This window comes from Allobosea sp. TBD101, assembly GCF_059817965.1.
Map to the genome: position 1 here is coordinate 4,466,561 of NZ_CM187543.1, position 22,678 is coordinate 4,489,238.

The window sequence follows — 22,678 nt, forward strand, 5'->3', positions numbered from 1 at the left end:
ATGGCGCGCGCGCTCCTGATCGTGCTGGACTCGGTCGGCTGCGGCGGCGCAGCCGATGCGGCGGCCTATGGCGATGCGGGCTCCGACACGCTCGGCCATATCGCGGAGGCCTGCGCCGATGGGCGCGGCGACCGCGAAGGCTTGCGCAGCGGGCCGCTCAGACTGCCGAACCTCGTGCGGCTCGGCCTCGCCCATGCCTGCGAGGCCTCGACCGGCCGGCCGCTCGCCGGCGTCGCGAAGCCGGCCAGGCCCGAAGGGCGCTGGGGTTACGGCGTCGAAATCAGCCAGGGCAAGGACACCCCGTCCGGCCATTGGGAGATCGCCGGCTGCCCGGTGCCGTTCCAGTGGGGTTATTTCACCGATCTGGAGAACTCCTTCCCGCCGGAGCTCGTCGCCGGCATCATCAAGGAAGGTGCCCTTCCCGGCATCCTCGGCAACAAGCATGCCTCGGGCACCGCGATCATCGACGAACTCGGACCGGAGCATATCCGGACGGGCAAGCCGATCTGCTACACCTCGGTCGATTCCGTGCTGCAGATCGCGGCGCATGAGGAGCATTTCGGGCTCGAGCGACTCTATGCGCTCTGCAAGGTCACGCGCGGGCTCGTCGATCCCCTGCGGATCGGCCGCGTCATCGCGCGGCCCTTCGTCGGCTCGCCGGAGGAAGGCTTCACCCGCACCGGCAACCGCAAGGATTTCGCCATCCCGCCGCCGGACGAGACGATCCTGGACCGGCTGACGAGCCGAGGGCGGACGGTCGTCACTGTCGGCAAGATCGGCGATATCTTCGCCCATCGGTCGACCGGCACCGAGATCAAGCCCTTCGGCAATGCGGCCATGCTCGACGCAGCGCTGGAAGCCTGGGACGGCCTGCCCGACGGCGGCTTCTGCTTCGTGAATCTCGTCGATTTCGACACCGAATTCGGTCACCGGCGCGACATTCCCGGCTACGCTGCCGCACTCGAAGCCTTCGACCGCCACCTGCCCCATATCGAAGCCGCGTTGCGGCCGGGCGACATCGCCGTCGTCACCGCCGACCATGGCAATGATCCGAGCTGGCCCGGCAGCGACCATACTCGCGAGCATGTGCCGATCATTGCCTTTGGTCCCGGCATAGGTGCAGAGCCGCTCGGGCGCCGCGGCAGCTTCGCCGATATCGCGGCGAGCCTGGGCACCTTCCTCGGCATCGGACCGGTCGGCCCCGGCCGCCCCTGGTAGCCGTCAGGCCGTCGCGACCTGCCCACAGAAGCTCGCGACCTCCTGACGGATCTCCTGCGCCTGCTGCGCGAGCGTGCTGGCGGCACTCTGCAATTGCTGGGCGGCGCCATGGGTCTGGCGGGTCATGACCTCGAAGCCGCCGGCGACGTCGGCGCTGCGCTGCGCACCCTCGAAGGACAGCCGAACCTGATGCGCGATCTCCGCGGTGGCGCGGCTCTGCTCGTCGACGGAGAGCGCGATCGCATTGGCGATGCTCTCGACATCGCCGATCGCCTCGACGATGTCGCGGATCGCCTTGAGCGAGCGTTGCGAGGCCTGCTGCATCGTGCCGATCTGGAGCGAGACCTCGTCGGTCGCCTTGGCCGTCTGGGCCGAGAGCGTCTTGACCTCGCTGGCAACGACGGCGAAGCCGCGGCCCATCTCACCGGCGCGCGCCGCCTCGATCGTGGCATTGAGCGCGAGCATGCTGGTCTGGGCGGCAATGCCGCGGATGATCTCGACGACGGCACCGACATTCTCGCTGCTCTGGGCGAGGTGCTCGATCTCGGCGCTGGCGCGACGAGCCAGATCGGCGGCCACCTTCGAGCCGTCGGCCGATTGACCGGCATTGCGGCCGATCTCGCCGATGGAAGCGACGAGCTCGGTGCTGGCCGCCGAGAGATGATCGATGCTGTCCATCGTGCCGGCGGCGGAATCGGAGACCATCGCGGTCTGGCGACGGACATGGTCGGAGGTTTCGGTCAGCGCCCCGGCCTCGGTGTTCATCGCCGCGGCAGAATGGTCCAGCACGGCCATCGCCTGGTCCATCTGCGCGCGGAAGCCGGCGACGACGTCGCGCAGCATTTCGGCACGCCGGCCGAGCTCCTCGGCAAGGTTGCGCTCCTTGTCGCCGGCGATGCGCTCGCGCTCGGCCACTTCCTGCGCTCGCGCGAGATTCTGCTCGTTCACGGCGAACATGCGCTGCAGCACGACGGCGAAGATCGCAAGGAACGTCGTCTCGATGATGACGATCACCGCATGGAGCAGCACCCGTAGCAGGCTGCCACCCTGGTAGAAGACGGCGGCCGGCAAGGCGTATTGCAGCACGAGATGGTGCGCGGCAGTCAACGTCGCGCCCATCAGGATCGGCCGCCAGTCGCAGAAGCCGGCCAGCAGCGCCAGCACCGCGAAATAGTACATGTGGATGTCCGGCTGCCAGGGATGGCCGGCAAAGCTGAACACCAGGATGGAGACCTGCCCGATCAGCACGGCCGCAATGATGAGCTGCGTCACGATGGCCGGGCCGACCAGGCGATAGACCAGCACGGCTGCGAGCGCGGCCAGCGCCGCCATCGCGACCGGCACGGTGCCTGATGTGCCGTTAGCCCAGAAGCCGAGCGCGAGGAGCGGCACATGGAACAGCCCGAGTGCGAGCAGGGCCTGCGCGACCCTCTGGCGTACCGCTGACAGGGTCCAGATCATGACGATGCCTCCGTTCGGCCGGGACTATCGAGGCATCCGGCAAGACCCGCCAGGACGAGGGAGAACCACGCGCCTTTCGGCAGGGATGGCGCCTGTCCGTTCAGCGTCGGCGCCACGATGACGACCGCGCTCAAACGGCCACTGCGCAACACGCGATGACCGGCAGCGAAGCTCAACGCCACGGCTTCCGCGCCCTCGGTCCAGGGCGGGAAGACGATCGCGACCGGCTCGGTGCCGTCGGTCGGCCGCGGCAGGCTGGCGAGGGCTCCGAAGCTGACCAGCAGGCAGACCAACCCGACCAGAAGACCGCCACCGGGCGACAGTCGCTCCGCGCGAGCCGCAGCGGGTTCCGCTGGAGATATCGAAGGCATCGGGGGCATCACTCGGGGCAAAGGCGGCATACAAGCGAAGCAACCGTAGCTGCGTAAAATTTTGCTTAAGCCTTTCACTCGGGTTGAACGGCGCTTGCTCGTCCGAGAACGTGTTTAATTTTCATAAAGAGGAGAGATTTGCAACCTTTAGTTGCATATACTTGTCGAGGAACGGCCATGCTGCCTGCCTTGTCACGTTTCCCCCGAAATCAGCGCGTCACTCGCGCAGTCGAGTTCGCCTTCGTCGCGCCGATCCTGCTGCTGCTCTTCGGCATCATGGACTACGTCTTCGGCATCGACCACAGCATCCAGCAGATCGCAGCCGAGGCGGCGCGCTCGTCGGTATCCGGCCTCAACGACGCCGAACGCTCCCGGATCGCCCGCGATTTCATCGCCGCCCATGCCCGGTCCTACACCTTCATCGACCCGACCAAGCTGAGAGTCCGTACCGGCCAGACCGGCCCGCATATGCGGAGCTTCGAGGTTGCCGTCGCCTATGACATGAGCGGCTCGGTCTATGGCAACCTTCCGCCGACCGGCCTCGCCGCTACAACCCATGATTGAGCGTCGGGCAATCGCCCAGCGCAGTGGATATTGAACGGCTTCCGCGATCTCGAGGCAAAGGGGCGGACACGCATGCTCAGGCTCAGGAACTTCGCCGGGAATCAGCGGGGCGGCGCCGCGATCCTCTTCGCGATCTCTGCCACCGTGCTGGTCGGGTTCGGCACGCTCTGCATCGGGCTCGGCCAGGCCGATAGCTGGGGCAGCGGCGTCCGCTGCGGCGGAGCGGTGCTGGTACGGTGAGCTTCGTCAGCTCTGAAGGCGTTGCTTGATCCGCTTGATCAGCCCGTCCCTGACGTCACGATAGGCATCGAGCTTCTGCTCGCGCGAGCCCTGGAACACGGTGGGATCGACGGTCGGCCAGTACTCGACCTCGGCGGCATGGGTCCGCGTCAGGTCCAACGCCTTGTGATGGGCCTCGGGCGAGAGCGTGATGATCAGGTCGAAATTGAGCCCTTCCCACTCCTCCAGTTCCTCGATCGATTTCGGCTTGTGCTTGCTGAGATCGATGCCGATCTCGTCAAGGATCGCGTGCACGAAGCCGTCCGGCTCGCCTTTGCGGGCGCCGGCCGACTGGACATAGATCGACTTGCCGAAGAAATGCTTGGCCAGAGCCTCGGCCATGGGCGAGCGCACGGCGTTCATCGCGCACATGAACAGCACGCTCTGGACCTTGCGCGGGGCCTCCAAGCGCGTCAGCCTTTCCAGTGCAGAGCGTAGATCAATGTGAACAGGCGGCGGGCCGTATCGAAATCGACCTCGACCTTGTTGGCCAGCCGCTCCGCCAGAATGCCGGCGGCCTCGTCATGCAGGCCGCGCCGGCCCATGTCGATCGCCTCGATCTGTGTCGGCGTCGCGGTCCGGATCGCTGCGTAATAGCTGTCGCAGACCAGTTCGTAGTCCTTGATGATGCGCCGGAACGGGCTGAGCGAGAGATGATGCGTCACCACCGGCGCGCCGTCCGCCGCCTTGATCTCGAAGACGAGGCGCCGCTCGACCATGGCGAGATGCGCGAGATACGGTCCGCCGTCATGCTCGGGAACGGCGAAGCTGTTGCGCTCGATCAGGTCGTAGATCGCGACGGCGCGCTCATGCTCCTGATCGGGCGTGCCCCGGCCGAGGGAATTCTCGTCGAGGGTCAGGCCGACCAGGCGCTGGTTGGTGGCAGTCGAGACGTCGGACATCACTCCTCCGGCCATGGCGCCGCCTGTCGGACGGAGCTCTAGAGATTCAACCTGATCGTCACGGATCGGCCGTGCGCCTGCAAGCCCTCGGCTTCGGCCAATTGCGTCGCAGCAGAAGCCAGCGCGCGCAGGCCCTCGGGGCCGCATTTCAGGAGCGAGGTTCGCTTCATGAAATCACCGACGCCGAGGCCCGACGAGAAGCGGGCCGAGCGGGCCGTCGGCAGGACGTGGTTGGGACCGCCGACATAGTCGCCGATCGCCTCGGGCGTATGGCCTCCGAGGAAGATCGCCCCGGCATTGCGGATCAGCCCTGCGAGCCGGTCCGGATCGGCGGTCATGATCTCGAGATGCTCGGGCGCGAGCCGGTCGACCAGCGGCACGGCGGCTTCGAGATCGGCGACGAGCAGGATCGCGCCGAATTCCTGCCAGCTGCGGCCGGCGATCTCCGCCCGTGGCAACGTCGCGAGCTGCGCCATCACCGCCTTCTCGACCTCGGCGGCGAGCGCCACGTCGTCAGTCATCAGGATCGATTGGGCGGAGACGTCATGCTCGGCCTGCGCCAGCAGGTCGGCGGCGATCCAGTCTGGATTGGCGCTGCGATCGGCGATCACCAGCACTTCGGAGGGACCGGCGATCATGTCGATGCCGACCTGGCCGAAGACGCGGCGCTTGGCAGCGGCGACATAGGCATTGCCGGGGCCGACGATCTTGGCGACCGGCGCGATCGTGGCCGTGCCATAGGCGAGCGCCGCGACGGCCTGCGCGCCGCCGATGCGATAGACCTCGTCGACGCCAGCGAGCCGGGCGGCGGCGAGCACCAGCGGATTGGTTTCGCCCCGCGGTGTGGGAGCGACCATGACGATGCGCGGCACGCCGGCGACCTTCGCCGGGATCGCATTCATCAGCACCGAGGACGGGTAGCTCGCGGTACCCCCGGGCACATAGAGCCCGACCGCCTCGATCGCACTCCAGCGCCAGCCGGCGCCGACGCCAGCCGCGTCCTCGACCCAGGAATCGGCCGGCTTCTGGCGGCGATGATAGGCTTCGATGCGCGCGCGCGCCGTCTCCAGCGCGGTCAGCAGTTCGGGCGAACAGGCGGCGACGGCCGCGTCGATCTCGGCCTCGGAGACGCGTAATGCCTCAGGGGTCAGGTCGAGCGCGTCGAAGCGGGATGTGTAGTCGATCAGCGCCGCATCGCCCTTCTCGCGGACATCCGCAATGATGTCGGCGGCGATGCGATCGACCTCTTCGGAGACCTCGCGCTTGGCGGAGAGCAGCGCCATGAAGTCCTCAGCGAAGCGGGCATCCCTGTCGTCGAGCCTGATCGGCATGGGTATCCTCGGGGAATTCGAACTCTAAATCGTCATTCCGGGCGTAGCGCAGCGAAGACCCGGAATCCATCGTAGAGCACAGCCCCTTCGATGGATCCCGGATCGGCGCCGCTTCGCGGCTTGTCCGGGATGACGGCGCGTTCTTAGACGAAGGGTATGTAAGGTTGAAGCGGGCGACGGCTGAAAAGCTGCGCCGACCTCACGGGCTCAGGTGCCGTCGGGATGGCCGGGCGTCGCCATGGCTTCCCAGACCGGGCCGAGATCCTTCATCTGGGCCTCGATGCATTCGACCGAGAGGCGGATCGCCGCCCCTTCCGAGAAATGCAGGGTCACCTCGCCGGCCGGCTCCTCGCTCAGATCGAAGGTAACGGCGAGCAGGTTCAGGACCTTGTCGGGATCGTTCTTGTTCAGCTTGGCGCTGCGCACGGACTGGACGCGGTCGAAATGCAGCGCAGTCAGGCGGCGCCTGCGCTGGCCGTGCTGGGCGCCCTCCCAATCGAAGCGACGCAGCGCGAGCGCGAAGCGCTGCTCGCGCGGCAGATAGACGAGGTCGGCTGCCTTCAGCACCGCATCCTGGAGATGGGCTGAGACAATCGCGAGGTCATCCGCGTCGAGCGCGATGAGCTTCAGCGGGTCGGCGGCATCGTCTGACATGATCTTGTTCTGACGAGCCGCCCCAAGAAAATCAACAGTCGATAATCAACCGCTGATGCGCTCGACCAGCGCGCCACAGCGGCTGAGCTTGGCTTCCAGCGCCTCGAAACCGCGATCGAGATGGTAGACGCGATTGATCGTGGTGTCGCCCTCGGCGGCAAGCCCGCCGATGACCAGCGAGACCGAGGCACGCAGGTCCGTCGCCATCACCGGCGCGCCGGTCAGCTTCTCGACGCCCTCGACAAGGGCGACATCGCCGTCCAGCCGGATCTTCGCGCCGAGGCGGGCGAGCTCCTGCACATGCATGAAGCGGTTCTCGAAAATGGTCTCGCGGATGCGCGAGGTGCCCTTGGCCCGGGTCATCAGCGCCATGAACTGCGCCTGCAGGTCGGTCGGGAAGCCGGGGAAGGGATCGGTGTCGATATCGACTGCGGTCAGGCCCTGTCCGTTGCGGCGCACACGGATGCCCTCATTGGTCGAGTCGATATCGACGCCGGCCTTGGTGAGCACGTCGAGCGCCGATTGCAGCAATTCCGGCCGCGCGCCTTCCAGCATCACGTCGCCGCCGGTCATCGCCACGGCCATCGCATAGGTACCGGCCTCGATGCGATCCGGCAGAACGGCATGATGCGCACCGCCGAGGCGCGCAACACCGGTCACGACGATGCGCGGGGTGCCCGCGCCCTCGATCTTGGCGCCCATCTTGACGAGGCAGGCGGCGAGGTCGGTGACCTCCGGCTCGCAGGCGGCGTTCTCGATCACCGTCGTGCCCTGGGCCAGAACCGCAGCCATCAGCGCCGTGTGGGTGCCGCCGACCGTCACCTTCGGGAAGACGATCTCGCCGCCCTTCAGTCCCCTGGGCGCGCGCGCCAGCGCATAGCCGTTCTCGATCACGATCTCGGCGCCGAGCTTCTCCAGCGCCATCAGCAAAAGATCGACCGGGCGCGTGCCGATGGCGCAGCCGCCGGGCAGCGAGACCTTGGCCTCGCCCATGCGGGCCAGGATCGGCGCGATCACCCAGAAGCTCGCCCGCATGGTCGAGACCAGCTCATAGGGCGCGCAGGTATCGACGATCTGGCGGGCGGTCAGCGAGATGGTCTGGCCTGTCTCGGCCGACTGGCCGATGCGCTTGCCGGCGACGGTACGATCGACGCCCTGGTTGGACAGGATGCGCGAGAGCGCCGTCACGTCCGAGAGGCGCGGAACATTGGTCAGCGTCAGCGTCTCGTCGGTCAGCAGGCTCGCGATCATCAGCGGCAAGGCGGCGTTCTTCGCGCCGGAAATCGGAATGGCGCCATTGAGGCGCTGGCCGCCGGTGATGCGGATCTTGTCCATCGTCGGGTCCTGCTCGGCCGGCCGGACTCAGGGCCGGCGGCGCGTGGGAGAATAAGGAAATTCAGGTCCGGGAGGAATCGGCCTGAGAGGGCGGCTCCGGCTCACGCGCTTGCGCTTCGTCCGAACGGCGAGCGCGAGCCTGGGCCTTACGGCGCTTCAGATTCTCGCGGAGCGCGGCGGCAAGGCGCGCCTGCTTCTCGTCTTCGGCTGTCTGGCGGGTCACGGCATCAGCTCTGGATGGGGTGTTTGAACGCGGGAACGCGGCGAATTCGCGGCGGTATCGTTAGACCCTGAGCCGCCGCCGGACAAGCACGACGATGACGGCACGGCACTGCCCAGCAGCAGGGCGGAATCGTGCCGAAGCAAGTCAGCCCGGGACCGCGCTTTCCGGCATCGGACGATCCTTCTCCAATCTCCCGCCGCAGCATTCCAATTGTTTCCCGATCACGCCATCGGCGCGAAATTTTCGCCCGAGCGGCCGCGGCGCGGCTCTTGCCTCGCAGGGGCCCAAGGCGGCGGCACACACCCACCATGACGATTGGTAAGGTAAAAATCCTTAATGCTATTAACCATTTCCGGGAGATTTCGTTTACACTTCGTTAAGAACGTTTACGCTGCCCGGCATCAAGGAGTTTGTGGAGTAGCGTCATGTTGCAGTCCTTGAAGTTGGGAACAGGAAACCTCGCGCCGACCCTGCTGGAGAGCTGCGAAGTCATCGATGCGATCCGCTACAACGCAGGCTTCCTGCCGGAGGTGGAGATCGCGTATGAGCCGGACATCAAGACGCTCTGGGTCACGATCCGGCCGGAGCTGAAGCCCGTCTTCACGCTCCAGCTGCTCGACAGCCTGGTGAAGATTCAGAGCGCGATCGTCGCGCTATGGGGAGCTCCGGATCAGTATCACCGCGCTCCCGTGCGCTTCCTCGCCTTCCGCGGCGCAGGGCCGTTCTTCACACTCGGCGGCGATCTCGATTTCTATCTGGACTGTCTGGCCAAGAACGACCGCGCGTCGCTGGCGGAATATGCCCGCCTCTCGGCGGAGGGCGCGATCTGGAACTCCGGCGGCCTCAACGGCCTCGTGGTGACGCTCTCGACGATCCACGCCAAGGCGATCGGCGGCGGCATCGACGCGCCGCGCTCATGCAATGTCATGATCGCCGAGGAGCAGGCCTCGTTCGTCTACCCGGAAATCAAGTTCAACCACTTCCCGATCACGGCGGTGGCCATCCTGTCACGGCGCATGGGCCAGCGCGCCGCCGAGCAGATGCTGCTCTCCGGCGAGGAGATGAGCGCCCAGGAGTTCATGGCGGCAGGCGGCCTCGAGGCCGTGGTCCCGACCGGCACGGGCGAAAGCTGGATCCGCAAATACTGCGCGGACTCGCTGCCGATCCATGCGGCCAAGACCGCCCTGTTCTCGGCGTTCAACCGTCGCCATGGCGACCTGCGCGAAGAGCTCGGCCATCTCGGCCAGATCTGGACGGACTGCATGCTGCGCCTGAGCCCGAGCGCGATCTCGAAGCTGCAGCGCATCGCCCAGACGCAAGACCGGATGCTGGCGCGCGTCTACCAGCGCCACCTCGCCCCGGTCTGACCGGGGGCGCGGCACTCGCCACCCCTTGTCCGGAGCACGCCCCCGGAAAACCACACGAAGCATTTACCTCTGCTCTCGTACAACCCACTGGCATGATGCACGACGTGCGGGAACCGCACGTCGTACCGCGTGGGGCGGCAAAGGCAGGAGTAGATGGCAGGCGCGCTCAAGCGACTGGTAACGGCTGGCGGGCGCGAGCAGGGCGAGACCATCGACCTGACCGGCTATACGCTGCTGGTCAGTTCGCTGTTCTCCTCGCCGGCCTCGATCATTCCCGGCGGCATCGCCGGCATCCTGACGCCTTTCCTGTGCTGGATCTCCACCGGCATGGACATCTTCATGAGCCTCACCATCCTGGTGACGCTCATCGTCATCCTGCGCATCATGACGGTCGTGGCCTATCGCCGGCGCAACCACGCCCAGGACAGCTACGCCGAGACCCGGCGCTGGGACCGCGACTATTTCCTCGGCGCCACGGTGTTCAGCGCCGTCCTCGGCTACAGCTGCTATGTCGCGCTGGTCCAGACGGACGATCCTGCCGCGCACATCACCTCGGTCGCCTCGACCATCGCGCTGGCCTCGGGCTATGTCGCACGCAATGCCGGCCGGCCGAAATTCGTCGCGGTACAGCTCCTGACCTTCTGCATCCCGATGGCGATCGGGCTGATCGGCGCCCATAACCCCTATTATCGCTATATCGGCTATTTCGCCTTCCTGTACGTGGCGGCCAATATCGCGATCACCAATTCGCTGCACCGGAACCTGCTCGCGCTCAGCGACGCCAACAAGCAGTCCAAGGCGCTCGCCTCCGCCCTGCATTCGCAGAACCTGACGCTCGACGCCGCGCTCAACACCATGATCGACGGGCTGGCGATGTTCGATCGCAGCCTCAAGCTCGCGGTCAGCAATGCGCCCCACAGCACGCTCTACGGCCTGCCGGAGACGCTCGCCCTGCCCGGCACGCCATTGACGGCGATCGCGCGCTTCCTGGTCGAACGGCAGGTGATCAGCCAGGAGCAGTTGCGCGACATCCGCACGGCATTGACCGAGGTACAGTCGACCCAGCAGGCCACCAGCAGGGAGCTTGTGACGCGCGGCGGGCTCGTACTGGTCGTGACGCTCGCGCCGGCGGCCGAGGGCGGCATCCTGATGCTCACCGAGGACGCCACCGAACGCAAGGCGACCGAGGCGCGCATCGAGCAGATGGCACGCTTCGACGAATTGACAGGGCTGGCGAACCGCTTCGAATACACCACCCAGATCACGGAAACCTTCGCCAAGCTGGAGCGCACGGGCGAGGGCTTCGCGCTGCTCTATCTCGATCTCGACGGCTTCAAGCAGGTCAATGACAGCCTGGGCCACGATATCGGCGACCATGTGCTGATGGAGACCGCGAGCCGCCTGCGCAGCGCGATCCGCAGCAACGACATGCTCGCCCGCTTCGGCGGCGACGAGTTCCTGCTGATCCTGCCGTCCGCAGACCATCTCGTCGTCACCGCCATCGCCCAGCGCATGATCGACGTGATGGCGCGGGCCTTCGATGTCGAGGGCAAGACCGTCTACGTCACCGCCAGCATCGGCATTGCCATGGCGCCGCTCGACGGCGCCAATCCGGCCGACCTGCTCCGCCATGCCGACACGGCGCTCTACAAGGCCAAGTCCGCCGGCCGGAACAAGCTGACATTCTTCAATCCGGCCATGGCCGAGGAGATGATGGAGCGGCACGAGATCGAGGTCGATCTGCGCAAGGCCTGCATCGATGGTTCGCTCGAACTCTACTACCAGCCGATCATCGACCTGAAGACCCAGAAGGTCGTCTCGCGCGAGGCGCTGATGCGCTGGCGCCATCCCACACGCGGCATGGTGCCGCCCAGCGTGTTCATCCCGATCGCCGAACAATCCGGCCTGATCGCCGGCATGGGCGACTGGGCGATCCGTCAGGCCTGCCGCGATGCCGCGAGCTGGGAGCCGGGCATCGGCGTCTCCGTCAACGTTTCGCCGCTGCAGTTCCGCGAGCCGCGCCGGATCGTCGAGACGGTCAAGGGCGCCCTCCTCGCCTCGCAGCTCGAATCGCGGCGCCTGATGCTCGAAGTCACGGAATCGCTGCTGATCGAGGACGACAAGCTGGCGCTTTCGGTGCTCGACGAATTGCGGGCGCTGGGCGTGACCTTCGCGCTCGACGATTTCGGAACCGGCTATTCCTCGCTCGCCTACCTCTCGACCTACCCGTTCGCGCAGGTGAAGATCGACCAGAGCTTCGCGCGCGAGGTCCATACCAACGAGGCCTCCAAGGCCGTCATCGAAGCGGTCTGCCAATTGGCGCGCCGGCTCCAGATGAATGTCGTGGTCGAAGGCATCGAGACCGAGCAGCAGCGCATCGCCGTCCAGCTGCTGGGCGCCCACCGCGCCCAGGGCTTCCTGTTCGGCCGCCCGGAAGCGCTGGCCAGCATCAAGGACCGCAACGGCAACGGCAATCGCAGCGTCGCCTGAGCACGGGTAACGCGCTCTTTTTCTCTGCCGGCTGCTCCCGGGCCTTGATTCCGCCGGCCCGGCAACGCATCAGCGATAGGGAAAGCCAGCGAGACGGGACATCCGGTGGGCGACGGCACGGCCAAGGCGGCGAAACCAGCCGCGTTGACACCTGACATCTGCGTCATCGGCGCGGGCGGAAACGGCAGCGCGCTGGCGATTGCCGCGGCGGCCTTCGGCGTCCCCGTCGTCCTGGTCGAGCGAGACGCCATCGGCGGAGACCGAGGGCCGCTCGCCGCCCGCGCGCTGATCAAGATCGGAGCCCGTGCGCAAGCCCTGAGCGATGCCGGGCGTTTCGGCCTCACCGCAACCGAACCGCAGCCGAACCCGGCCCAGATCCACGACCATATCCAGCGCGCCTCGGCGGCCGACCGGGCCAATCATTCGGCCGAGCGGTTGGCCACGCTCGGCATCACCGTCATCCGGGGCGAAGCCCGCTTCACCAGCCGTAGCACGGTCACCGTCGAGGGGCAGCCGATCAAGGCGCGCCGCTTCGTCGTCGCCACCGGCGCGCGCACCGTCCCGCCCGCGATACCGGGGCTCGATTCGATACCGGTTCTTCGGGAGGCCGATCTTGCCGGCCTGACTCGACTGCCGGAACGGCCGATCGTCCTTGGCGGCGCGGGCACCGCCCTGGCCCAGGCCCTGCGCCGGCTCGGCTGCGCCGCGACCCTCGTCGCACCTCAGGGCCTTCTGGCGGGCCATGACGAGGAAGCCGCGACGATCCTGCGCCGCCGCCTGCTGCGCGAGGGGCTGGCGCTTCATGAGGGCAACGAGCCGCTGCGGGTCGAGCGCACGCGCTCGGGATTTCGCCTCGTCCTGACCTCGCCCTCGGACGAAGCGACGATCGAGGGCTCGCATCTCATCCTTTGCGGCCCGCGCCAGCCCGCGATCGATACGCTCGACCTCGAATTCGGCGGTATCCGCCATGACGCCTCCGGCATCATGGTCGATCGGAGCCTGCGGACGAGCAATCGCCGCGTCTACGCCCTGGGGGCCTGCGCCGGCGGGGCGGCGGCGGCTCCCTCCGATCGCGCCGGCAACGACCATGTCGGACTCGTGCTGCGCGGCATCCTGTTCCGCCAGCCCGTAAAAATCGATCAGGAAAGCGAGCCGCGCGTCGTCTGGAGCCAGCCGCAGGTCGCCTCGATCGGGCTCTCGGAGACGGCGGCTCGCACGACAGCCGGGTCAATCCGGGTACTGCGCTGGCCATTCTCCGAGACCGCCGCCGCGCAGGCCGACGGCGAGACCGAAGGCTTCGTCAAGGCGATCGTCGATCGCAAGGGCCATATCCTCGGCGTCACCATCGTCGGTGAAGACGCGGGCGAACTGATCGCACCGTGGTGCGTCGCGATGCGCGCCGGGCTCAGCATCGGCTCGGTCGCCGGCATGCCGTTGCCATTCAGCTCCCGCTCCGACGCCTCGCGTCGCGCCGCGCTCTCTTTCCATGCGGCTTTGACGACACGGCCGGCCTTGCGCCGCCTCATCGGCTTTCTGCGTCGTTTCGGCTAAGATCACCGACGATGCATGCACCCAAGCCAGCCTTGTCGGTCAGCCAGCCGCGCGGCCTCACGCGCCTCGGCCTCTCGGCCAAGCTGCTGCTCGTCACCGTGCTCTTCGTCATGCTGGCGGAGGTGCTGATCTACCTGCCCTCCATCGCGAACTTCCGGCGCAACTGGCTGAATGACCGGATCGCCGCCGCGCAGGTCGCCGCGCTGGTGCTCGAAGGTGCGCCCGAAGACGGCCTGCCGGAGGGCAGCGAAAACCGCCTGCTGATGGGCGTCGGCGCCCGCGCCATCGCCGCCCGCGTCGGCGGAGCGCGGCGCCTGCTCAGCCTCGATTCAATGCCACCGCCGGAGGTCTCGCGCGCGGTCGACCTGCGCAACCTGAGCTGGCTGAGCGCGATCAACGAAGCACTGGCCGTGCTCGTCTCGCCGGCGACCATGCCGATCCGCGTGGTCGGCGAAGCGGTCGGCGGTGCCGATTTCGTCGAGATCGTCATCGACGAGGCGCCGCTGCGCCGGGCGATGCTGAAATTCTCCTGGAGCCTGCTGCTGATCTCGCTGCTGCTCACCGGCTTGACCGCGCTTGCCGTCTATATCGCGCTCAATGCGCTGATCATCGGGCCGATCCGGCATCTGGCGGCCAATGTCATGGAGTTCGAGGCCGATCCCGAGAACCCCCGGCGGATCATCGAGCCCTCGCTGCGCGCCGACGAGATCGGCGAGGCGGAGCGCGCGCTCGCCCGCATGGAGGCGACGCTGGCCGATGAGCTGCGCACCAAGAAGCATCTCGCCGAACTCGGCCTCGCCGTCTCCAAGATCAATCACGACCTGCGCAACATGCTGGCGGCGGCGCAGCTCATGTCCGACCAGTTGATCGAGACCCGCGACGCCAAGATCCGCCGGTTCGCGCCGCGCCTGATCGCGACGCTCGGCCGCGCCATCGATTTCTGCCAGGCGACCCTCGCCTATGGCCGCGCCGCCGAGGCGACACCCGCGATCCGCGACGTCCCGCTGAGGCAGCTCGTCGCCGAACAAGCGGAGATGCTCGGCCTCGGCGAGGGCAAGCAGCCGCGCTTCGAGAACCGCGTCCCCCCCGAATTGTCGGCGCCCTGCGACCCCGACCAGATGGCGCGCGTGCTGACCAACCTGATGCGCAACGCGATCCAGGCGCTGACGCGGGCCGGGGCGGAGGCCGGAAACCTGCCGGTCCTGACGGTGACGGGTGGGCCGGAGAACGGCTCGGTGGCGCTACGCATCATCGACAACGGCCCCGGCGTGCCGGAGCGGGCGCGGGCCAACCTGTTCCAGGCCTTCCGCGGCTCGGTGACGCCCGGCGGCACCGGCCTCGGGCTGGCGGTCGCAGCCGAGCTGGTCCGGCTCCATGGCGGCTCGATCGCGCTGGAACCTTCGAGCACGGGCGCGATCTTCGCGGTTATGCTGCCGGCGCGGCGCGCCAACGGGCATTAAGGCGCTGTGCTTGACGAAACTACGCCGTCATTCCGGGGCTTCGCGCAGCGAAGAGCCCGGAACCCATGACCGCAACCTTGTTCCAGTTTTCGTCATGCTCGCCCTTGTGGCGAGCATCCACGTCTTGAGCACCGCATTGCAGACAGGAAGACGTGGATGGTCGGGACAAGCCCGACCATGACGGAAATGGTGTGTTCATGGGTTCCGGGCTCGACCCTACGGGTCGCCCCGGAATGACAACGAGTGAGAAGCGTACCTACTGGCTCGCCCAGATCACCCGCGCCATGAAGGCGATCTCGGCATTGTTCAGCACGCGGTCGGCATGCTCCGGGTTGAGCGAGGCCAACTCGACCGTCTTGGCCGTCTGGCGCTTGAGCTGCTTGGCCAGCACCTCGCCCTCCACCGTCTTGACCACGACCCGGTCGCCGCGCCTCACCGTCGCGGTCGGCGAGACGATGATGGTGTCGCCGTCGCGATAGAGCGGCAGCATCGAATCGCCTGATATCTCCAGCGCATAGGCCTTTTCGTCGGCGACGCCGGGGAAGGCGACCTCCTCCCAGCCCGTGCCGGCGGGGAAACCGCCATCGTCGAAGAAGCCGCCCGAGCCTGCCTGGGCGAAGCCGATCAAGGGAATCGTACGCGCCGGCGCGGGCTCCCGGCGCAGCACCACGCTCATGAACTCATCGAAAGACGCGCCGGTCGCGACCAGGATCTTGGAGATCGATTCGGTCGAGGGCCAACGCTCACGCCCATCCGGAGCGACGCGCTTGGAGCGATTGAAGGTGGTGGCATCGAGCCCGGCCTTGCGCGCCAGCCCCGAGGCGGTGAAACCGTAGCGCTGGGCGAGCGTGTCGATCGCCCCCCAGATCTGGTCATGTGACAGCATCGCGCAGGCCTCGCTTCGCTCTTGCCGTGGGGCGGGGATTGAAGATAGGAAATATCCCCTATCGTATAAGATTTCAATCCGAATCTCGCCACAATCAGACAACGGCTTGCGGAATCCTCCTGCCAGCGTTTAAGCCGGTGCCCGACATGTCCGCGCGAGACTTCCGGTGCCCCTGATCTACAAGATATGCCCTGCCGCGCTCTGGTCGGAAGCCGAGGCCAAGGGCCGTTTCGACGGCGCCCCGGTCGACCTCGCCGACGGCTATATCCATTTCTCCATGGGCGCCCAGGTCGCCGAGACCGCGGCGAAGCATTTCGCCGGACAGGACGGGCTCCTGCTCATCGCCATCGAGGACGAACGCCTCGGCCCGGCCCTACGCTACGAGACCTCGCGCGGCGGCGCGCTCTTCCCGCATCTTTATGCCCCGCTCGATCCGAAGGTTGTCCGCTGGATCGCCCCCATGCCGCTGAAGACCGACGGCAGCCACATTCTTCCGGAGACGCTCGCATGATCGGCGGCCTGTTCAACCTCGCCCGCCCGCTGATCCACCGCATGGATGCGGAGACGGCGCACCGGCTGACCGTCACCGCGCTCGCCACGGCACCGGCATTGAAGCCTGGAGCCGACGATCCCGCGCTCGCGACCGAGGCGTTCGGGCTGTCCTTCTCCAACCCGGTCGGCCTCGCGGCCGGCTTCGACAAGAATGCCGAGGCGATCGACGGCGCGCTGGGGCTCGGCTTCGGCTTCGTCGAGGTCGGCGGCGTAACGCCGCTGCCGCAGCCCGGCAACCCGCGCCCGCGCGTCTTCCGCCTGCTGGAGGACGAGGCCGTCATCAACCGCTACGGCCTCAACAGCGAGGGCATGGAGGCCGTGGCGAAGCGGCTCGAGGCGCGCCGGGGCCGCAGTGGGCTCGTCGGCGTCAATCTCGGCGCCAACAAGGAATCGGCCGACCGCGCGGCCGACTACGCCACGCTGGCGCGCCGGCTCGCCCCGCTCGCCGATTTCCTGACGATCAACGTTTCCTCGCCGAACACGCCGGGCCTGCGCGACCTGCAGGCGGAAAGCGCGCTCGACGATCTCGTCGCACGCACGCTCGCCGCGCGGGACGAGGTCGCGGCCAGCGGCAAGCGCACGCCGATCCTGATCAAGATCGCGCCGGATCTCACCCTGCCCGAGCTCGACGGCATGATCGCCGTCGCGCGCAAGCGCCATGTCGACGGGCTGATCGTCTCGAACACCACGATCGCGCGCCCGGAGAGCCTGCGCAGCGCCAGCAAGGCCGAGACCGGCGGGCTTTCCGGCAAGCCGCTCTTCACGGCCTCTACCCGCATCCTGGCCGAGGCCTTCCTGCGCGTCGAAGGGCAGTTCCCGCTGGTCGGCGTCGGCGGCGTCGATTCGGCCGAGACGGCCTTCGCCAAGATCCGTGCCGGCGCCACGCTGGTACAGTTCTACTCGGCGATGGTGTTCAAGGGGCCGGGCCTCGCCAAGGAGATCAAGACCGGCCTCGCCACGCGGGCACGGCGCGCCGGGCTGACACGCCTGACCGCCCTGATCGGGCGCGATGCGGCGGCGATCGCGCGCGGCGAAGGGCTGTAAGGCTTACTTCCGCGCCGCGAAGAGCCGCATCAGCAGCCAAAGCGGGACGACGATCAGGGCGCCGGCGATGACCCATTGCCCGACCTCGCGCACCGCGCCGAAGCCGAGCCCGGTGATCGAGCGCAGGAAGCGCGCGGCGGCCTCATAGAGGCTCTGCGGGGAGAGGCCGAGGAAAGCCATCGCCGCGCCGACCAGAAGCGAGATGAAGATCAGGCGGACGAGGACGCTGAGGGGCGAGCCGCCGAGAAACCGTTCCATGGAAGCCATCGTCATCCTGTTGCACCCCAAGTCGATCCGGGGCGCTTCCGCGCTGTCTTACCCTGAAACAGGCCGCGCTTGAACGGGGACTGAACGCCGCCTTCGATTTCTCATAGACCAAACTGCCCGCATAAAGCGCGGGTCATCCCGGACGCAGCGAAGCGGAGATCCGGGATCCATGCCCGAACCTTTTCTGGAAACGCTCAGGCATGGATCCCGGGTCAAGCCCGGGATGACCTCGCCAGGTTTTCGAAGGCAGCTCAGCTGTCAGGCAACGATCGTCAGGCCGTCGCCGCGGCGCCCGTCGTCGCCCAGGCGGTGCCGGCGATCTTCGAGGCCGCGATCACGGCCTGCGTGCGGCTGTCGACGTCGAGCTTGGTCAGGATCGCCGAGACATGCGCCTTCACCGTCGCCTCGGAGACGCCGAGCTCATAGGCGATCTGCTTGTTGAGAAGTCCCTCCGACAGCATCATCAGCACGCGCACCTGCTGCGGCGTCAGCGTCGACAGGCGGCGGACCATATCGGCGATCTCGGCATCCACGGGGGCCGAGAGATCGACGCCGGGCGGGGTCCAGACGCTGCCGTCGAGCACCGCACGGATCGCCTCGCCCATCTGCGCGACATCGGCCGTCTTAGGCAGGAAGCCGAGCGCGCCGAACTCGATGCAACGGCGAATCACCGCCGGATCGTCATTGGCGGAGACGACGATGACCGGGATCTCCGGGTGGTCGGCCCGCAGAAAAAGCAGGCCCGAGAAGCCCTGCACACCCGGCATGGTCAAATCGAGCAGGACGAGATCGGCATCGCCGCCGCTCGCCAGCGCCTCCGTCAGAGCTTCCAGCGAGCCGACTTCGCTGACCTCGGCCCCACCGATGGCGCTCGACACCGCCTGACGCAGCGCACCGCGAAACAGCGGATGGTCGTCCGCGATGACGATCCGCGTCGAAGGCTGCTTGCTCATCGCCCCACTCCTTAAAGCCTGCACCGCCCCCGCCCGAAAGCCACGTTATCCGCTTCGGGCCGATGCATTTGTCCGACCCGGGCATTTTGCCTCAGGCAGGCCGCGCATCACAAGCATTGCAAGCGCAAGGCTGCAACCCATTCCGACTCAACCATTGGTCGGCAACAGCGCTTCCAGTACCTCGATATGGTCGGCCTCAACAGGCGGCTTGTCCCAGCGGATGCGGTTGATCCGGGGGAAACGCATGGCGAGGCCGGATTTGTGCCGGGTCGAGCGCTGCAGGCCCTCGAAGGCGACCTCGAAGACAAGGCCGGACCCAGCCTCATGCGTAACCTCACGCACCGGGCCGAAGCGATTCAGCGTGTTCTTGCGGACATATTTGTCGATCTCGATCAGCTCCTCGTCGGTGAAGCCGAAATAGGCCTTGCCGACCGGGACCAATTCCTCACCGCCATCCTCGCCCACGCGCCAGACGCCGAAGGTGTAGTCGGAGTAGAAGGACGAGCGCTTGCCGTGGCCGCGCTGGGCATACATCAGCACGCAGTCGACAAGCCGGGCATCGCGCTTCCATTTCCACCAGTAGCCCTTCGGGCGGCCGGGCAGGTAAGGCGAATCGCGGCGCTTGATCATGCAGCCCTCGACCGCCTCCGCATCAGCGCCCGCCCCTGCACCGGCCGGATCGGCGCGCGCAGCGGTCAATTCCTCCCATGAGGCGAAAGGGATCACCGGCGAGAGATCGAAGCGGATGCTGGCGAGGCGCGAGAGGAAAGCCTCCAGCCGCTGGCGCCGCTCTTCCAGGGGCAGGTGGCGGATATCCTCCTCGCCATCGACGAGCAGATCGTAGACGCGGATATGGGCGGGGAACTCGCCCAGCATCTTGGCGGTGACAGTCTTGCGGTTGAGCCTTTGCTGGAGCGTGTTGAAACTCTGGACCGTGCTCTCCCGCATCACCAGCAATTCGCCGTCGAGCGCGCCGTCTATCGTCAGTTCCTCAATAAGATCGGGGAAGGCGGCGGCAATGTCCTCGCCGGTGCGCGAATAGAGCCGCGTCAGGCGCGTGCCGTCGGCCTTGCGGCCGCTCACCGCCTGAACGCGGATGCCGTCCCATTTCCATTCGGCGGAGAACTCGGCCGGGTCGAGCTTGTCGAAATCGCCGTCCTCGATCGGATGCGAGAGCATGACCGGACGGAACGGCGCGGGATCGCGCGCCTCGGGCCGTGCGCCCTTGCCCTCCAGCCAGGCGAAGAGTTCGGCATAAGGCGGCTCCAGCCCGTGCCAGACCTGCTCGACCTCGTCGGGCGGAACGCCACCGAGGCTGGCCGCGGCCGTCTTGGCCAGGCGGGCGGAGACACCGATGCGCAAGGCCCCGGTGATGAGCTTCAGCAGCGCCCAGCGGCCGGTCTCGTCGAGCGCATCGAGCCAGCCGGCGACGAGACGCGGCAGATCGGTCTTGCCGGCCTCGCGCAGGCTCTCGACCACCTCCGGCAGATGCGGCACCGCGTTGGAGCCATGCCGGGCCGGCCACATCAGCGCGACCGTCTCCGAGAGATCGCCGACATAGTCATAGGACAGCGCGAAGAGCACCGGGTCGGTGCGCTCGGCGATCAGCGCACGGATCAGTCCGGCCTTGGCGTTGCGGAAGACGAGCCCGCCCGTCATCGCAGCCAGCGCGTAGCCGCGATCGGGATCGGGCGTCGTGCGCAGGTAATCGGCGATCAGCGCAATCTTGGCGTTGCGGCGCGGCTCATAGGCCAGGCGATCGAGCAGCCAGGCGAAGCGGTTCATGCTGTCGCCTCCGCGCCACACCGCGCCGGTTCGTTTCTGTTGCACCGCATCGTTCAGATACCGTTCATGAAGCAAACCTTAACGGCAATGGAGTAGCTGGGAGAGAGACGCCGATGCGTGCCGCGATGCGGTTCCTTGCCTTGCCTGTCATCGCTGCAATGGTGTCGGTCGGAGCCCCCGCGCAAGCGGCGAGCTTCTCCTGCCGCGAGACGCCGATCGTGCGCTCGAACGCTGCGCTTGCGCCGCTCTCCGCCAAGGTCTCGCAGGGCAAGGCCCTGACGATCCTCGCCATCGGCTCGTCCTCGACCGAAGGCGTCGGTGCCAGCGCCAAGGACAAGACCTATCCCGCCCGCCTGCAGGCCCTGCTCGCCAAGTCCTGGCCGAAGTCGCAGGTCGAGATCGTCAATGCCGGCATCGGCGGCGAGACCGCGCCGCAGACGCTCGCGCGCATGAAGGCTGCGATGGCCGCGCGTCCCTACGACCTCGTGATCTGGCAGGTCGGCACCAACGACGCCGTCCGAGGCGGCGATCTCGACGCCTTCAAGGCGATGATCGGCGAAGGCATTTCGCTCGTCCGCGAGGCCGGCCCGGCGCTGACCATCCTCGACCCGCAGTTCTTCCCCGCCGTGCACGATCCGCAGCGCTACGGCCAATATGTCGAAGCGGTCGGCGAAGTCGCCCGTCGCGAGGCCGTGCCGGTCTTCGGCCGCTACGACGCGATGCGCGAATGGCACCGCAACGATGCCGAGGCCTTCAAGGCCGCGCTCTGGACCGATGGCTTCCACATGAGCGATGCCGGTTATGACTGCCTCGCCCGCGACATGGCCAATGCCATGCTCGGCATGGCCGCGCCGTCGCGCCCGGTCGTCGCCGCCTCGCGCTGACCGGAGCCTAGACAGAAGCCACATCGGCCGCCTCCCCTACGGGATCGGCCTCGCCCTCGTCGCCATAGCCGACGAGATGCAGCGGCCTGGCCTTGAGGCCCGCCGTGCCGCACCAATGGACGAGCGCATCGGCCTCGCCATGGGTCACCCAGATCTCGCCGGCCTGGACCTCCTTGATCGTCGCCAGCAGATCGTCCCAATCGGCATGGTCGGAGATGACGAGCGGCAGCTCGACGCCCTTCTGGCGAGCCCGTGCCCTGATCCGCATCCAGCCCGAGGCGAAGGCCGTGACCGGATCGGGAAAGCGGCGCGCCCACAGATCCTGCGTCGCGCTCGGCGGGCAGATGACGATCTCGCCGCCCAGCGTCTTGCGGTCGGTGTCGGCAACCAGCCTGATCTCGCCGAGCGGAATGCCCTCGGCTTCGTAGAAGGCCGTGATCTTCTCGACGGCGCCATGGATGTAGATCGGCCTGTTGTAGCCGGCCTCGCGGATCAGAGCCATGACGCGCTGCGCCTTGCCCAGCGAATAGGCGCCGACGATATGGGCTCGCTCCGGGAAGAGCCTGACGGATTCGACGAGCTTGGCCACTTCTGCTGCCGCAGACGGATGGCGGAAGACCGGCAGGCCGAAGGTCGCCTCGGTGATGAAGACGTCACACAGCACCGGCTCGAAACCGGCGCAGGTCGGGTCGCGCTCGCGCTTGTAGTCGCCGGAGGCGACGATGCGCAGGCCCCGGCTTTCGACCGCAATCTGGGCGGAGCCGAGAACATGACCAGCCGGCACGAAGGTGAAATCGACCTCGCCAATGCGGGTCGCTTCGCCGGGCACCGCGACCTGCTGCGAGCCCGCAAAGCCCTCGCCGTAGCGCAGCGCCATGATCGCCAGCGTCTCCCGCGTCGCCAGCACGGCGCCATGGCCAGCGCGGGCATGGTCGGAATGGCCATGCGTGATCAGCGCTCGCGCCACGGGCCGGACCGGGTCGATATGGATGTCGGCGGGCGGGCAATAAAGCCCGGCCGGCGTCGGCAGCAGCAGTTCGGAGGGGCGCCAGCGCGCGCCTTGTCTGGCCAGCGTCATGTTCCTCCGTGCAGCGTTGCGAT

The 22,678-nt window shown here is 67.3% G+C and carries 22 protein-coding genes; 10 read left to right on the top strand and 12 right to left on the bottom strand.

Annotated elements, in window-relative coordinates; translation table 11 throughout:
* Positions 1-1,218 (top strand): phosphopentomutase, encoded by a 1,218-nt coding sequence (locus tag AC6RIC_RS21755; RefSeq protein ID WP_499733881.1) that lies wholly within the window; start codon positions 1-3, stop codon positions 1,216-1,218.
* A gap of 3 nt (positions 1,219-1,221) precedes the next feature.
* Here AC6RIC_RS21755 and AC6RIC_RS21760 read toward each other — a convergent pair whose 3' ends face one another.
* Positions 1,222-2,679: a methyl-accepting chemotaxis protein gene (locus AC6RIC_RS21760; RefSeq protein WP_499733882.1), complete on the bottom strand. Its 1,458-nt coding sequence runs from the start codon at positions 2,677-2,679 to the stop codon at positions 1,222-1,224.
* On the bottom strand, positions 2,676-3,050 hold the full coding sequence (locus AC6RIC_RS21765) for a hypothetical protein (RefSeq protein ID WP_499733883.1): 375 nt from the start codon (positions 3,048-3,050) through the stop codon (positions 2,676-2,678). The genes AC6RIC_RS21760 and AC6RIC_RS21765 overlap by 4 nt, the downstream gene beginning before the upstream one ends.
* 177 nt (positions 3,051-3,227) lie before the next feature.
* Here AC6RIC_RS21765 and AC6RIC_RS21770 point away from each other — a divergent pair, with 177 nt between their 5' ends.
* Together AC6RIC_RS21770 and AC6RIC_RS21775 are read left to right on the top strand one after the other, a co-directional pair.
* Complete coding sequence (locus AC6RIC_RS21770) at positions 3,228-3,614, top strand: TadE/TadG family type IV pilus assembly protein (RefSeq protein ID WP_499733884.1); 387 nt, start codon at positions 3,228-3,230, stop codon at positions 3,612-3,614.
* A 72-nt stretch (positions 3,615-3,686) separates the two neighbouring features.
* Complete coding sequence (locus tag AC6RIC_RS21775; RefSeq protein WP_454658103.1) at positions 3,687-3,854, top strand: hypothetical protein; 168 nt, start codon at positions 3,687-3,689, stop codon at positions 3,852-3,854.
* Positions 3,855-3,860: 6 nt separating this feature from the next.
* On the opposite strand, the gene AC6RIC_RS21780 is transcribed toward AC6RIC_RS21775, so the two are convergent.
* The 5 genes from AC6RIC_RS21780 to murA all read right to left on the bottom strand — a co-directional run bounded on the left by AC6RIC_RS21780 (position 3,861) and on the right by murA (position 8,115).
* Entirely contained in the window at positions 3,861-4,265 is a 405-nt protein-coding gene (locus tag AC6RIC_RS21780; RefSeq protein ID WP_257733984.1) for an arsenate-mycothiol transferase ArsC, read from the bottom strand.
* A 41-nt stretch (positions 4,266-4,306) separates the two neighbouring features.
* Positions 4,307-4,795, bottom strand: a complete 489-nt coding sequence (locus AC6RIC_RS21785) for a UPF0262 family protein (RefSeq protein WP_454658104.1) — start codon at positions 4,793-4,795, stop codon at positions 4,307-4,309.
* 38 nt (positions 4,796-4,833) lie between these two features.
* Positions 4,834-6,126 (bottom strand): histidinol dehydrogenase, encoded by a 1,293-nt coding sequence (gene hisD / locus AC6RIC_RS21790; protein WP_499733885.1) that lies wholly within the window; start codon positions 6,124-6,126, stop codon positions 4,834-4,836.
* Between the two features lie 207 nt (positions 6,127-6,333).
* The gene (locus tag AC6RIC_RS21795) at positions 6,334-6,780 is read right to left on the bottom strand and encodes a DUF2948 family protein (protein ID WP_499733886.1); all 447 of its coding nucleotides are present in this window, start codon (positions 6,778-6,780) and stop codon (positions 6,334-6,336) included.
* A gap of 45 nt (positions 6,781-6,825) precedes the next feature.
* Complete coding sequence (gene murA, locus AC6RIC_RS21800) at positions 6,826-8,115, bottom strand: UDP-N-acetylglucosamine 1-carboxyvinyltransferase (protein ID WP_499733887.1); 1,290 nt, start codon at positions 8,113-8,115, stop codon at positions 6,826-6,828.
* Positions 8,116-8,763: 648 nt separating this feature from the next.
* On the opposite strand from murA, the gene AC6RIC_RS21805 reads away from it, so the two are divergent.
* From AC6RIC_RS21805 to AC6RIC_RS21820, 4 genes are all read left to right on the top strand, one after another.
* On the top strand, positions 8,764-9,705 hold the full coding sequence (locus AC6RIC_RS21805; protein WP_454658108.1) for an enoyl-CoA hydratase-related protein: 942 nt from the start codon (positions 8,764-8,766) through the stop codon (positions 9,703-9,705).
* A 153-nt stretch (positions 9,706-9,858) separates the two neighbouring features.
* A complete protein-coding gene (locus AC6RIC_RS21810) occupies positions 9,859-12,195 on the top strand; it encodes a putative bifunctional diguanylate cyclase/phosphodiesterase (protein ID WP_499733888.1) in 2,337 nt (778 codons plus the stop codon).
* Positions 12,196-12,300: 105 nt separating this feature from the next.
* The gene (locus AC6RIC_RS21815) at positions 12,301-13,746 is read left to right on the top strand and encodes an FAD-dependent oxidoreductase (RefSeq protein WP_499733889.1); all 1,446 of its coding nucleotides are present in this window, start codon (positions 12,301-12,303) and stop codon (positions 13,744-13,746) included.
* An 11-nt stretch (positions 13,747-13,757) separates the two neighbouring features.
* The gene (locus AC6RIC_RS21820; RefSeq protein ID WP_454658111.1) at positions 13,758-15,206 is read left to right on the top strand and encodes a sensor histidine kinase; all 1,449 of its coding nucleotides are present in this window, start codon (positions 13,758-13,760) and stop codon (positions 15,204-15,206) included.
* Between the two features lie 256 nt (positions 15,207-15,462).
* On the opposite strand, the gene AC6RIC_RS21825 is transcribed toward AC6RIC_RS21820, so the two are convergent.
* Entirely contained in the window at positions 15,463-16,092 is a 630-nt protein-coding gene (locus tag AC6RIC_RS21825; protein WP_454658112.1) for a S24 family peptidase, read from the bottom strand.
* A 166-nt stretch (positions 16,093-16,258) separates the two neighbouring features.
* Here AC6RIC_RS21825 and AC6RIC_RS21830 point away from each other — a divergent pair, with 166 nt between their 5' ends.
* Together AC6RIC_RS21830 and AC6RIC_RS21835 are read left to right on the top strand one after the other, a co-directional pair.
* Entirely contained in the window at positions 16,259-16,603 is a 345-nt protein-coding gene (locus tag AC6RIC_RS21830) for a DUF952 domain-containing protein (protein ID WP_499733890.1), read from the top strand.
* Complete coding sequence (locus AC6RIC_RS21835; RefSeq protein WP_499733891.1) at positions 16,600-17,688, top strand: quinone-dependent dihydroorotate dehydrogenase; 1,089 nt, start codon at positions 16,600-16,602, stop codon at positions 17,686-17,688. Before AC6RIC_RS21830 ends, AC6RIC_RS21835 begins: the two co-directional genes overlap by 4 nt.
* A 3-nt stretch (positions 17,689-17,691) precedes the next feature.
* Here the strand turns inward: AC6RIC_RS21835 and AC6RIC_RS21840 are convergent, their stop codons facing one another.
* The 3 genes from AC6RIC_RS21840 to AC6RIC_RS21850 all read right to left on the bottom strand — a co-directional run bounded on the left by AC6RIC_RS21840 (position 17,692) and on the right by AC6RIC_RS21850 (position 20,693).
* Entirely contained in the window at positions 17,692-17,946 is a 255-nt protein-coding gene (locus AC6RIC_RS21840) for a DUF6460 domain-containing protein (protein WP_244638997.1), read from the bottom strand.
* A gap of 281 nt (positions 17,947-18,227) precedes the next feature.
* Positions 18,228-18,908: a response regulator transcription factor gene (locus tag AC6RIC_RS21845; protein ID WP_499733892.1), complete on the bottom strand. Its 681-nt coding sequence runs from the start codon at positions 18,906-18,908 to the stop codon at positions 18,228-18,230.
* Between the two features lie 147 nt (positions 18,909-19,055).
* Positions 19,056-20,693 (bottom strand): cisplatin damage response ATP-dependent DNA ligase, encoded by a 1,638-nt coding sequence (locus tag AC6RIC_RS21850; RefSeq protein ID WP_499733893.1) that lies wholly within the window; start codon positions 20,691-20,693, stop codon positions 19,056-19,058.
* 113 nt (positions 20,694-20,806) lie between these two features.
* Here AC6RIC_RS21850 and AC6RIC_RS21855 point away from each other — a divergent pair, with 113 nt between their 5' ends.
* Entirely contained in the window at positions 20,807-21,577 is a 771-nt protein-coding gene (locus tag AC6RIC_RS21855; protein WP_499733894.1) for an SGNH/GDSL hydrolase family protein, read from the top strand.
* Between the two features lie 7 nt (positions 21,578-21,584).
* Here AC6RIC_RS21855 and AC6RIC_RS21860 read toward each other — a convergent pair whose 3' ends face one another.
* Complete coding sequence (locus tag AC6RIC_RS21860) at positions 21,585-22,655, bottom strand: ligase-associated DNA damage response exonuclease (protein WP_499733895.1); 1,071 nt, start codon at positions 22,653-22,655, stop codon at positions 21,585-21,587.
* Positions 22,656-22,678 lie beyond the last annotated feature (23 nt).

Coding starts and splice junctions, on each gene's coding strand:
- AC6RIC_RS21755 (WP_499733881.1), top strand. CDS start 1: ATGGCGCGCGCGCTCCTGATCGTGCTGGACTCGGTCGGCTGCGGCGGC.
- AC6RIC_RS21760 (WP_499733882.1), bottom strand. CDS start 2,679: ATGATCTGGACCCTGTCAGCGGTACGCCAGAGGGTCGCGCAGGCCCTG.
- AC6RIC_RS21765 (WP_499733883.1), bottom strand. CDS start 3,050: ATGCCTTCGATATCTCCAGCGGAACCCGCTGCGGCTCGCGCGGAGCGA.
- AC6RIC_RS21770 (WP_499733884.1), top strand. CDS start 3,228: ATGCTGCCTGCCTTGTCACGTTTCCCCCGAAATCAGCGCGTCACTCGC.
- AC6RIC_RS21775 (WP_454658103.1), top strand. CDS start 3,687: ATGCTCAGGCTCAGGAACTTCGCCGGGAATCAGCGGGGCGGCGCCGCG.
- AC6RIC_RS21780 (WP_257733984.1), bottom strand. CDS start 4,265: ATGTGCGCGATGAACGCCGTGCGCTCGCCCATGGCCGAGGCTCTGGCC.
- AC6RIC_RS21785 (WP_454658104.1), bottom strand. CDS start 4,795: ATGTCCGACGTCTCGACTGCCACCAACCAGCGCCTGGTCGGCCTGACC.
- hisD (WP_499733885.1), bottom strand. CDS start 6,126: ATGCCGATCAGGCTCGACGACAGGGATGCCCGCTTCGCTGAGGACTTC.
- AC6RIC_RS21795 (WP_499733886.1), bottom strand. CDS start 6,780: ATGTCAGACGATGCCGCCGACCCGCTGAAGCTCATCGCGCTCGACGCG.
- murA (WP_499733887.1), bottom strand. CDS start 8,115: ATGGACAAGATCCGCATCACCGGCGGCCAGCGCCTCAATGGCGCCATT.
- AC6RIC_RS21805 (WP_454658108.1), top strand. CDS start 8,764: ATGTTGCAGTCCTTGAAGTTGGGAACAGGAAACCTCGCGCCGACCCTG.
- AC6RIC_RS21810 (WP_499733888.1), top strand. CDS start 9,859: ATGGCAGGCGCGCTCAAGCGACTGGTAACGGCTGGCGGGCGCGAGCAG.
- AC6RIC_RS21820 (WP_454658111.1), top strand. CDS start 13,758: ATGCATGCACCCAAGCCAGCCTTGTCGGTCAGCCAGCCGCGCGGCCTC.
- AC6RIC_RS21825 (WP_454658112.1), bottom strand. CDS start 16,092: ATGCTGTCACATGACCAGATCTGGGGGGCGATCGACACGCTCGCCCAG.
- AC6RIC_RS21835 (WP_499733891.1), top strand. CDS start 16,600: ATGATCGGCGGCCTGTTCAACCTCGCCCGCCCGCTGATCCACCGCATG.
- AC6RIC_RS21840 (WP_244638997.1), bottom strand. CDS start 17,946: ATGGAACGGTTTCTCGGCGGCTCGCCCCTCAGCGTCCTCGTCCGCCTG.
- AC6RIC_RS21845 (WP_499733892.1), bottom strand. CDS start 18,908: ATGAGCAAGCAGCCTTCGACGCGGATCGTCATCGCGGACGACCATCCG.
- AC6RIC_RS21850 (WP_499733893.1), bottom strand. CDS start 20,693: ATGAACCGCTTCGCCTGGCTGCTCGATCGCCTGGCCTATGAGCCGCGC.
- AC6RIC_RS21855 (WP_499733894.1), top strand. CDS start 20,807: ATGCGTGCCGCGATGCGGTTCCTTGCCTTGCCTGTCATCGCTGCAATG.
- AC6RIC_RS21860 (WP_499733895.1), bottom strand. CDS start 22,655: ATGACGCTGGCCAGACAAGGCGCGCGCTGGCGCCCCTCCGAACTGCTG.